Origin of the sequence: Rhodococcus sp. EPR-134 (assembly GCF_001647205.1) — a bacterium.
In the GTDB taxonomy this organism is placed as follows: domain Bacteria; phylum Actinomycetota; class Actinomycetes; order Mycobacteriales; family Mycobacteriaceae; genus Rhodococcus_F; species Rhodococcus_F qingshengii.
Window position 1 is genome coordinate 22,323 of record NZ_LVCT01000784.1, and the last position, 10,870, is coordinate 33,192.

Annotated in this window: 9 protein-coding genes; 8 read left to right on the forward strand and 1 reads right to left on the reverse strand. The window is 64.1% G+C overall.

Annotation, left to right across the window (positions count from 1 at the left end; translation table 11 throughout):
- Positions 1–23: 23 nt before the first annotated feature.
- The 3 genes from A2J01_RS33510 to A2J01_RS33520 all read left to right on the forward strand — a co-directional run bounded on the left by A2J01_RS33510 (position 24) and on the right by A2J01_RS33520 (position 2,653).
- Positions 24–620, forward strand: coding sequence for a CatB-related O-acetyltransferase (locus A2J01_RS33510; protein ID WP_037125853.1), 597 nt, complete (start codon positions 24–26; stop codon positions 618–620).
- Positions 621–919: 299 nt separating this feature from the next.
- On the forward strand, positions 920–1,273 hold the full coding sequence (locus A2J01_RS33515; RefSeq protein ID WP_020970627.1) for a VOC family protein: 354 nt from the start codon (positions 920–922) through the stop codon (positions 1,271–1,273).
- 87 nt (positions 1,274–1,360) lie between these two features.
- Positions 1,361–2,653, forward strand: coding sequence for a M18 family aminopeptidase (locus A2J01_RS33520; RefSeq protein ID WP_047271217.1), 1,293 nt, complete (start codon positions 1,361–1,363; stop codon positions 2,651–2,653).
- 11 nt (positions 2,654–2,664) lie between these two features.
- Here A2J01_RS33520 and A2J01_RS33525 read toward each other — a convergent pair whose 3' ends face one another.
- Positions 2,665–3,651 (reverse strand): Dyp-type peroxidase, encoded by a 987-nt coding sequence (locus A2J01_RS33525; RefSeq protein WP_064114410.1) that lies wholly within the window; start codon positions 3,649–3,651, stop codon positions 2,665–2,667.
- A gap of 251 nt (positions 3,652–3,902) precedes the next feature.
- Here A2J01_RS33525 and purL point away from each other — a divergent pair, with 251 nt between their 5' ends.
- The 5 genes from purL to purF all read left to right on the forward strand — a co-directional run bounded on the left by purL (position 3,903) and on the right by purF (position 10,769).
- Entirely contained in the window at positions 3,903–6,191 is a 2,289-nt protein-coding gene (gene purL, locus A2J01_RS33530; protein ID WP_003940379.1) for a phosphoribosylformylglycinamidine synthase subunit PurL, read from the forward strand.
- A gap of 3 nt (positions 6,192–6,194) precedes the next feature.
- Entirely contained in the window at positions 6,195–7,979 is a 1,785-nt protein-coding gene (locus A2J01_RS33535; RefSeq protein WP_047271085.1) for an alpha/beta hydrolase, read from the forward strand.
- On the forward strand, positions 7,976–8,632 hold the full coding sequence (locus tag A2J01_RS33540) for a CPBP family intramembrane glutamic endopeptidase (RefSeq protein WP_047271084.1): 657 nt from the start codon (positions 7,976–7,978) through the stop codon (positions 8,630–8,632). The genes A2J01_RS33535 and A2J01_RS33540 overlap by 4 nt, the downstream gene beginning before the upstream one ends.
- Positions 8,632–9,021 (forward strand): sterol carrier family protein, encoded by a 390-nt coding sequence (locus A2J01_RS33545; RefSeq protein ID WP_007733822.1) that lies wholly within the window; start codon positions 8,632–8,634, stop codon positions 9,019–9,021. The genes A2J01_RS33540 and A2J01_RS33545 overlap by 1 nt, the downstream gene beginning before the upstream one ends.
- Before the next feature lie 170 nt (positions 9,022–9,191).
- Positions 9,192–10,769 carry an amidophosphoribosyltransferase gene (gene purF, locus A2J01_RS33550; protein ID WP_003940541.1) on the forward strand — a complete coding sequence of 526 codons (1,578 nt, stop codon included), beginning with the start codon at positions 9,192–9,194 and terminating at the stop codon, positions 10,767–10,769.
- Positions 10,770–10,870: the final 101 nt, after the last annotated feature.

A 10,870-nucleotide genomic window follows, 5' to 3' on the forward strand; every position in this document is an offset into this window, starting at 1 on the left:
CGGATCCCACCAATGTTCATCCGATGGCCGGGCAACCGCGAGTGGTGTTGCTGAGGCCGTTGATCGACAACCCGTTGATCGAGGTAGGGGAGTACACCTACTACGACGATCCGGAGTTCGCCGAAGAGTTCGAGACTCGAAACGTGTTGCATCACTACGGTCCCGACAAACTGGTGATCGGAAAGTTCTGCGCCCTGGCCACCGGTGTCACCTTCATCATGAACGGCGCGAACCATCGTATGAACGGTGTCTCCACCTACCCGTTTCCGATCATGGGCGGTGATTGGGCCAGGCACATGGATTTGGTGCAGGATCTGCCGTCACGCGGTGACACCGTCGTCGGGAACGACGTGTGGTTCGGCGGGAACGTGACAGTCATGCCCGGTGTCCGGATCGGTCACGGGTCGATCGTGTCCACTGGCGCCGTCGTAACGCGCGACGTCCCGGACTACGCAATTGTCGGCGGCAACCCGGCAACGGAGATCAAGCGCCGCTTCAGTGCCGAAGACATCGAGAAGTTGGTGCGAATTGCGTGGTGGGACTGGCCGATCGAGAAGATCACCCGCCACGTCCGGGTGATCTCGGACGGGAGTGTCGCGGAACTCGAAGCGGTCGAGTGATCTACCGATCTGCTAGTTCGATCGAGTGAGCGAGTAGTTCCGGACATAAAGCAGGGCGGCCGCGAGAAGGCCGACGGCAAGACCTGTTGCGGTGAAGGTGATCAGGTTCGGCTCGAGGTCGAAGTGGATGATGGTCAGGCGAGCACTCCGAGGATGCTCAGGAGCAAGCCGGTCGCGATGAAAACTGCGAAGAGTGGTTCTGCAACACGGTCGCGCAGCGTTGTGAGTCGCATTCGACGATCGTCTCTCTCAGCCCGAGATCGAGAGTCTTTGTCGGTGGCTTCCATTAGCGTGTGCGCATGACTCTCACACTCGGCATGATCACCTTCGACAGTCTCGATCCCGGTCCGCTCGCAACGTGGTGGGCGGCGCAGTTGGGCGGAAACATCGTCGAGGAGAACGACGGTTGGTTCTACATCGTCGCGGTCCCTGACAGCGCCACCAACTTCGCATTCCAGAAGGTCCCGGACCCCACCGCCGGTAAGAATCGCATCCATCTCGATTTGGGGAGTCCGGATCTCGACGCCGAGGTGGCGCGGCTCGTCGAGGCCGGGGCAACTGAGCACCACCGCGAGAACATGGACGGTTTCCGCTGGGTGACGCTCCTCGATCCTGATGGGAATCAGTTCTGCGTGTCGGGTCCTCACGCCTGAGCTGACAGGTTCTGAGCTCGCCCGATTCCGCCCACTGATTTCGTGCCCACTGATTTCGCGGACACCGATTCGGGCATGATGAGGGGCATGACTTCTCAGACTTCTCGGACCGGGGCCGACGCAGACGGCTTGTGCAGCTTCGTCGATTCGTCACCGTCGCCGTTCCATGTGTGCGCGACGGTGGCGACCGAGCTGACGGCCGGCGGGTTCGTCGAAGTCCACGAAACGCAGTCGTGGCCAGCCGAGCCCGGACGGTACTTCCTCGTGCGAGGCGGTTCGCTGATCGCCTGGAGCACCGAGGGCGTGGGAAACACCGCTCCGTTCCGGATTGTCGGAGGTCATACCGACAGCCCGAACCTGCGGGTCAAACAGCATCCCGACCTCACTTCGGCCGGGTGGCAGATGGTGGGCCTCGAACCGTATGGCGGTGCGTGGCTGAACTCCTGGCTCGACCGCGATCTCGGTATCTCCGGCCGATTGAGTGTCCGGGTGGGAAACACTGTGGAGCAGAAGCTGGTTCGCATCGACGACCCGATTCTTCGTGTTCCGCAGCTGGCTATCCACCTGTCCGAAGATCGCAAGGGTGTGACGCTGGATCCGCAGAGGCACGTCAACGGAATCTGGGGCGTGGGTTCGAAGCCCAAGTCTTTCATCGGCTTTGTCGCCGAGCGTGCGGGTGTAGCCGCGTCGTCGGTTCTCGGCTGGGAATTGATGACACACGACCTTGCGCCCAGCGCAGTCGTGGGGGTGGACAAGGAATTGGTCAGCGCCCCCAGGCTCGACAATCAGGGCACGTGTTATGCAGGGACACAAGCACTTTTGGCCGCGGCTGAGTCGCCCGGTCAGCAGGTCCCAGTGCTTGCTCTCTTCGATCATGAAGAGGTCGGCAGCATGTCCGATCGCGGAGCTTTCTCGGACCTGCTGAACACCGTGCTCGAGCGGATCGTGTTGGGACGCGGTGGTGGCCGCGAAGAATTCCTGCAGGCGATGGCCGGCTCGGTATGCGCGTCGGGCGACATGGCACACGCGACGCACCCCAATTACCCGGACCGCCACGAGCCCGCTCATCGGATCGAGATCAACGGTGGGCCGGTACTCAAGGTGAACCAGAATCTGCGCTACGCCACCGATGCGGCCGGTGCCGGCGAATTCGCGCTCGCGTGCGATCAGGCGGGAGTGCCGATGCAGCGCTACGTCCACCGCGCCGATTTGCCGTGCGGCTCCACCATCGGACCGATCACGGCATCACGCACCGGACTGTCCACCGTCGACGTCGGCGCGCCTCAGCTCGCGATGCACTCTGCCCGCGAGCTGATGGGCGCGGCAGATGTCCGCATGTATGCCGACGCGCTCGGTGCGTTCCTCACGCCGCGTAGTTAGAGGGCGCGTAGTCAAAGTGCAGGGAGCCCAGTGGGCGTAGAGGGCGCAGTCGGTAGATCCTCGAAGAAGTCGGCGCTCGGTGTGAAGAACATCGAGCCCGTCACGGCCGTCGAGAAATCGAGCAGACGGTCGTAATTGCCGCGTGGGTTGCCGAGAAACATGTTCTCGAGCATCCGTTCGGTGATCGCCGGCGTGCGGCAGTAGCCGATGAAGAAGGTGCCGATCTCGTCATCACCGAGGCGCCCGTACGGCATGTTGGCACGCAGGATCTCGAGAGCCTTGCCGTTCTCGTCCTTGATTGCGTTGAGGGCTACGTGCGAGTTGGACGGCTTCACGTCGGACGTCATTTCGATGTCCTCGAGCTTGCTGCGTCCGATCACACGTTCCTGCTCGTCGACGGTGATTGCTTCCCAGTCCCGCATCTTGTGGACGTAGCGCTGGATATGGACGTAGCTTCCTCCGGTGAACGCGGGATCTTCGTCTCCGACAGTCACGGCGGCGACGGCGTCGCGGCCCACCGGATTTTCGGTGCCGTCGACGAAGCCGATGAGGTCTCGGTTCTCGAAGTACTGGAAGCCGTGAACCTCGTCGACCACCGTGGCTGCTCCGTGCAGTCGCTTCGTGATCTGCCGAGCCACCTCGAAACACGCATCCATGCTCATCGCGCGGATGTGGAAGAGCAGATCGCCGGGAGTCGACGGCGCCGAGTGAACGTCACCCTGTAGAGCGGCGAACGGGTGCAGTAGCGCGGGGCGCGTACCGGCGAACAGTCGATCCCAAGCCGACGAACCGATGCTTGTCACCACATCCAAACCTGATCCGGGGACGCGCAGCCCCACGGCGCGCTGCAGGCCGGCGACGTCGGCGAGTAGTTCTCGTGTGGTGTTCTCACCACCCGGATTTACGGTCGCGACCAGGAAAATTGCAGCCGGAGTGAGGGGAGTGGTCACCGACTGGGACTGTGCCGTGAGGTCGGACTGACGAACATCCTGGGGCATGCGAGGCCTTTCGAGGGAGAGAGTGGGCCGGCCCTGACTTTAAGAAAACCGACCGGATCACCCAAACCGGGGCGGGTGTGACGGGCGATACTTCGCAGGCCCGGAGGTGTTGCGGGTGCTGCCGTCTGCGGAAGTCGTCGGCCCACACCGATAGACTGTCCCCCGGCACGTTCTTTCGTTGGGCACATTCGTGGTGTCCCGCTCCGCGCCGGCTTGCCTCTTGACTCCCGTAGGGAAGGGACCACTCTCCAGTGTCTGCTCACCAGGTCGATACCGTCACGCACGCATCGGCTGATCCCGATGCCGCTCAGCCGTTCAAGGAGCTCGGTCTCAAGGACGACGAATACGCACGCATCAAGGAGATCCTGGGCCGCCGTCCCACGGACGCCGAACTGGCGATGTACTCGGTGATGTGGAGCGAGCACTGCTCGTACAAGTCCTCCAAGGTCCACCTCGGATACTTCGGCAAGACCACCACCGACGAGATGCGCGCCAACATGCTGGCCGGTATCGGTGAGAACGCCGGCGTCGTCGACATCGGTGACGGCTGGGCAGTCACGTTCAAGGTCGAGAGCCACAACCACCCGTCGTACGTCGAGCCTTACCAGGGTGCGGCGACCGGTGTCGGCGGCATCGTCCGCGACATCATGGCCATGGGTGCTCGTCCGATCGCCGTCATGGATCAGCTTCGGTTCGGTGCTGCTGACGCCCCCGATACCCGTCGCGTCGTCGACGGTGTCGTGCGCGGTGTCGGTGGATACGGAAACTCCCTCGGCCTGCCGAACATCGGCGGCGAGACGGTCTTCGACGAGTCCTATGCAGGTAACCCGCTGGTCAACGCCCTCGCTGCCGGCGTCATGCGCGTCGAGGATCTGCATCTGGCCTTCGCTTCGGGCGCGGGCAACAAGATCATCCTGTTCGGCGCACGCACCGGTCTCGACGGAATCGGCGGCGTCTCGGTCCTCGCGTCGGCGACGTTCGACGACGAGGGTGGAGACACCGGCGGACGTAAGAAGCTGCCCGCGGTTCAGGTCGGCGACCCGTTCACCGAGAAGGTGCTCATCGAGTGCTGTCTCGACCTCTACAAGGCCGGCCTCGTCGTCGGCATCCAGGACCTCGGCGGCGCCGGGCTGTCCTGCGCCACCTCCGAGCTGGCCGCGGCCGGCGACGGCGGCATGCACATCAACCTCGAGAAGGTTCCGATGCGCGCCACCGGAATGACCCCGGCCGAGGTGCTCTCGAGCGAATCGCAGGAGCGCATGTGCGCCGTGGTCACGCCCGAGAACGTCGATGCGTTCATGGAGGTCTGCAAGAAGTGGGACGTCCTGGCCACCGACATCGGCGAGGTCACCGACGGTGAGCACCTCACCATCTCCTGGCACGGCGAGACTGTCGTCGACGTTCCCCCGCGCACCGTCGCGCACGAGGGTCCGGTTTACCACCGCCCCGTCGAGCGTCCGGCAACGCAGGATGCCTTGATCGCGAATACGACCGCCGGACTGAAGCGTCCCGAAACCGACGCCGAGCTCGAAGCGACCCTGCTGAAGATGATCGCCTCGCCTGCCCTGTGCAGCCGCAAGTGGATCACCGAGCAGTACGACCGCTACGTCCGCGGAAACACCGTCCTGGCCGAGAACGCCGACGGCGGTGTCATCCGCATCGACGAGAAGACCGGACGCGGAATCGCACTGTCCACCGACGCTTCGGGCCGCTACACCGCGCTCGACCCGTACACCGGTGCGCAGCTCGCGTTGGCCGAGGCTTTCCGCAACGTGGCAGTCACGGGCGCAACGCCCAAGGCCGTCTCCAACTGCCTGAACTTCGGTTCTCCCGAGGACCCGGGTGTCATGTGGCAGTTCCAGCAGGCCGTTCGCGGCCTTGCCGACGGCTGCGCCACCCTCGGCATCCCCGTCACCGGCGGCAACGTCAGCTTCTACAACCAGACCGGATCCACGGCAATCCTGCCGACGCCGGTGGTTGCCGTCCTCGGTGTGATCGACGACGTTCACCGCCGCATCCCGACGGGCCTCGGACTCGAGCCCGGCGAGACGCTGATCCTGCTCGGCGACACCCACGACGAGTTCGACGGCTCCATCTGGTCGCAGGTCGAGCACGGTCACCTCGGTGGCGTGCCGCCGAAGGTCGACCTCGCCCGTGAGCAACTGCTCGCCGACATTCTGCTCGCCTCTTCGCGTGACGGTCTCGTCACCGCAGCCCACGACCTCTCCGAGGGTGGACTGGCCCAGGCTGTCGTCGAAGCCGCGCTGGCCGGCGAAACCGGTTGCCGCATCCTGATTCCCGAGGGCGCAGATCCGTTCGTGACCTTGTTCTCGGAATCGTCGGGACGCGTCCTCGTTGCAGTTCCGCGTACCGAGGAGACTCGCTTCACCGGTATGTGCACCGCCCGCGGCTTGCCGTGGACGCGTATCGGGGTCGTCGACGAGGGCAGCGACTCCGTCGAGGTCCAGGGACACTTCTCCGTCACGATGGCCAAGCTCCGTGAGGCCTTCGAGGGAACGCTGCCCGCACTGTTCGGGTGATAGATGGTCGATTCCGGAGAACTGACTTCTTCTGACAGCCAGCCGCAGGAACACCACCCGCGGCTGGCTGTTCCCGCACCCCTCGAGAAGCTCGACAACCGCTTCACCGAGTGGGCGTGGGGGCTCCTCAAACTCGACTTCACCGGCATCGCGTTTGCCGCGTTCTTCTTCTGCTGGTCGTTGACCCCTTCGCTGTTGCCGCGCGATTGGCTTTTCCAAGGTCTGATCGGCGGTATCAACTCGGCCATCGGCTACGGCGTCGGTACTGCGATCGGTTGGGCTGTCGAGCGATACCTGCTCAGCGGTCGACGGTGGTGGCCACTGCCCGAGCCGGTGCCTTCCGCGATCAAGGTCTTCGTTCCGGTCGCGTCCATCGTCGCGGCGATCATCATGCTGGTCTACGCGGCCGGGTGGCAACGTGAAATCGCGGCACTGACCGATGCCGAAGGCACGACCACTTCCGGCTACATCCGAACCCTCGGACTGAGCCTGCTCGTCGGTGGCCTGCTCATCTCGATCTGGCGAGTCCTCCACGATCTGGTGAAACTGATTGCCCGACAGCTGATGCGGCGGTTCCACTGGTCACGGTCGGTGGCCAATGGCGTCGGTGTCCTGGTTGTCACCGTCCTGTTCTTCATGCTGGTCGACGGCGTCCTGGTCCGCGGAATCTATGCAGCGACCAACTCGATCTTCAGTCTGCAGAACTCGACCACTCGCGACGGCGTCGTCGAACCGCAGGATCCGATGAAATCGGGTAGCCCCGAATCAGCCGCTCCCTGGGACACATTGGGGTTCGAGGGACGAAACTTCGTCTCGCGCGGACTCGACGCGCAGGAACTCGAAGCGGCAACCGGTAAGCCTGCGATGGATCCGATTCGCGTATATGCCGGACTTGAAAGCGCCGAAGATCCCGAAGAGCGTATGGATCTGGTCATCAAGGAGCTGGAGCGAACCGGCGCCTTCCAACGCAAGGTCCTCGTGGTCATTCCGACGACGGGTACGGGGTGGGTCAATCCCACTGCGGCACAGGCAATCGAACTTGTGCATGACGGCGACACTGCTCTTGTCGCCAGCCAGTACTCGTACCTGCCGAGTTGGATCTCGTTCCTCGCCGACCAGGAGAAGGCGCAAGCTGCCGGACGCCTGTTGATCGAGCGGGTACACGAAAGATGGCTCCAGGAACCGGAAGCCACCAGGCCGAAGTTCATGGTCTACGGCGAGAGCCTCGGCGTCATGGCCGGCGCCGGAGCCTTCGACACACTGCAGGCGGCACGCGATACCGCCGACGGAATTCTGTGGGTTGGCCCACCGAACGCGACGCAGTTGTGGCGTTCGATCGAGAAGAGGCGCGATCCAGGCACTCCCGAAGTAGCTCCTGTCTACGCGGACGGCTTGGCCGGCGTGCGGTTCGCGGATCGCTCCGAAGACATTCCGACCGACGGGATGACGTGGCCGCAGCCGCGGGTTCTGTTTGTCCAGCACCCTTCCGATCCAGTGGTGTGGTGGTCACCCGACCTCATGTTCAATCGGCCCGAGTGGCTCAAGGAAGTGCCCGGTTTCGACCGCTCGCCGTCAATGAAATGGTTCCCGGTCGTGACGTTCTGGCAGGTGTCTGCAGACCTCGGTAACGCCGCGGGAGTTCCGGACGGCCATGGTCACAATTACGGAACCTCCGTTCTGGACGCCTGGATCAGCGTCGTCCAGCCTGAGGGATGGACGGCCGCAGAAACCGAGCGGGTGCGGTCGGCATTGGTTGTCGCCGTGAAATCAGAGGGCCCCGAGAAGTGAGGGGAGTCGCCTCGATCGCGCTCTCCGCTACCGCGATCACCTGGAGCAACGTCGTGCTTCCGGCATTCGGTCTTTCGCCCCGAGCCCGCGCCGTGGTCAACACCGCGGCCGGTCTGTCGGCCATCGGAGTCCTACTCGCACGTGGTTACACCCGCGAGGAACTCGGCTTGGCGCACACCGGCATTCGTGGTGGTTCTCAGTTCGGCGGAGCCGCGGCGGGGGCGGTCCTCACGGGCTACAGCGTCGCTTTGGCCGTTCCCTCCTTGCGCGCGACTCTCGCTGCCGACGAGCGAGCAGACGGCCGCGAAGACTTCCTCGAATGGATCATCCTGCACATCCCGTTCGGGACGGTGCTCTCCGAGGAACTGTTGTTCCGTAGCGCGATGTCGGCCGTCTGGAGCCGCGAACTGAACAGGCCGACCGCGCAGGCTGTTCACGCACTGACCTTCGGGCTGTGGCACGTCGCTCCCGCCCGCGGTGCCGGCGACAACGTTCCCGCAGCCGTGGCGTTCACCGGCGCTTCGGCATTGCTGTTCGAGTGGCTGCACCGCCGTGGCGGCAGCGTACTTGCCCCCGCCCTGCTGCACCTGGCCACGAATGCCGGTGGCGCACTTGCCGTTCGTATCGCTACTCGCAGACATGGAGTGAACTGATGCCGCCCCGCCGCGCCGTCGACCCCGCCGAATTTCGTGCCGCCGTCCTGGCCGTCGGCCCGTGGCTTCGAGATCCGGAACTGCCGAAGCCTTCGCGCAGTGAACTCGGTGCGGCAGTGAAGATGAGTGCGCGCACTCTCGAACAGATCGCCCCCGGATCGAGCGTCGAGGTGCGGGTCCCACCGTTTGTTGCGGTGCAATGCATCGAAGGTCCGCGTCACACGCGCGGAACCCCGCCCAACGTCGTCGAGACGGACGCTCGGACGTGGTTGCAGATGGTCACCGGATTGCTCGAGTTCTCCGAGGCCTCAGGTGACGGAAGAGTCGACGCCTCAGGTAGCCGCGCTCCCGAAATTGCGCACTGGCTCCCACTGCTGCGGTTGACCTAGCAACAGAGGGGTTGGCGTAGTGACAGAGTGGTTGACGCAGTAACAGAGAGAGACCATCCGGTTCGCTTCGGCGTGATCTGAGACCCAAGGCAGCCCTCAGGGGAAGTGAGTCCCAAAATGGCCGTAGACTGTGGATGCCCCCCAACCCCTGCCCACAAAGGGAGCGCCCGGTGACTCGTGCCGATCTGTCGGTCAACAGTCCAAATCTCCTCGCTTCGAACCCGTCCGACGAGGACGAGAACGAGCCCCGCGAAGAATGCGGTGTATTCGGCGTCTGGGCGCCGGGAGAGGATGTGGCGAAGCTCACTTATTACGGCCTGTACGCACTTCAGCACCGTGGTCAAGAAGCTGCCGGCATTGCGGTAGCCGACGGCTCCCAGGTGCTGGTGTTCAAGGATCTCGGCCTGGTCAGCCAGGTATTCGACGAGCAGACCCTCGCAGCGATGCCAGGTCACGTCGCCGTCGGACATTGCCGTTACTCCACCACCGGTTCCACGACGTGGGAGAACGCGCAGCCCATCTTCCGTACGACCACTGCCGGCACCGGCATCGCGCTCGGCCACAACGGCAACCTGGTCAACACCGCTGAACTCGCGAGCCGCACCCGTGCAGCCGGCCTGGTCAACGACAAGCGCCCCAATGCCGCGACTTCCGACTCCGACCTCATCGGTGGTCTCCTGGCACACGCTGCCGGCGACAGCACCATCGAACAGGCCGCGATGGAATTGCTTCCCACGTTGGAGGGCGCGTTCTGCCTCACCTTCATGGACGAGCACACGCTGTACGCAGCGCGCGATCCGCACGGCATCCGCCCGCTCTGCCTCGGTCGACTCGACCGCGGTTGGGTAGTCGCCAGCGAGACGGCAGCCCTCGACATCGTCGGTGCGTCGTTCGTTCGCGACATCGAACCCGGTGAGCTACTCGCGATCGACGCCGACGGCGTCCGCTCCTCGCGTTTCGCGAATCCGACGCCCAAGGGCTGTGTCTTCGAGTACGTCTACCTTGCCCGTCCCGACAGCGTCATCGGTGGCCGTTCGGTCCACTCGACCCGCGTCGAGATCGGCCGTCTGCTCGCCAGCGAGCATCCCGCCGAAGGTGACTTGGTCATCCCCGTTCCCGAGTCCGGCACCCCCGCAGCCGTCGGGTACGCACAGGGCTCAGGCATCCCCTACGGCCAGGGTCTGATGAAGAACGCCTACGTGGGCCGCACCTTCATCCAGCCGTCGCAGACGATCCGTCAGCTCGGTATCAGGCTCAAGCTCAACCCGCTCAAGGAAGTCATCCGCGGCAAGCGCCTTGTGGTGGTGGACGATTCGATTGTCCGCGGAAACACCCAGCGTGCGCTCATCCGGATGCTCCGCGAAGCCGGCGCTCTCGAAATTCACGTCCGTATCGCCTCGCCGCCGGTCAAGTGGCCCTGCTTCTACGGCATCGACTTCGCCTCACCGGCCGAGTTGATCGCCAACGGCGCGGGCGGACAAGACGCGACGTTCGAGGAAATGCTCGACGGCGTGCGTCGTTCCATCGGAGCGGACACGCTCGGATACATCTCCACCGAAGGCATGATCGCCGCCACCGAGCAGCCGGCCAGCCGTCTGTGCGCCGCGTGCTTCGACGGGACCTACCCGATCGCGCTTCCCAAGGAAACCTCGATCGGCAAGAACGTCCTCGAGGGGATGCTCGAGAGCACCGCAGGTTCGACGGCCACTCGCGACAATGACAACGCGAGCGCGCTCAGCCGCCCCTGAACATCAGAATCGTTGAAATTCGACAGCCGAGAATCTGCCGTCCACAGCATGTGGGCGGCAGATTTTCTGTTCACGACTTTCTGTTCCACGACACGGCATAC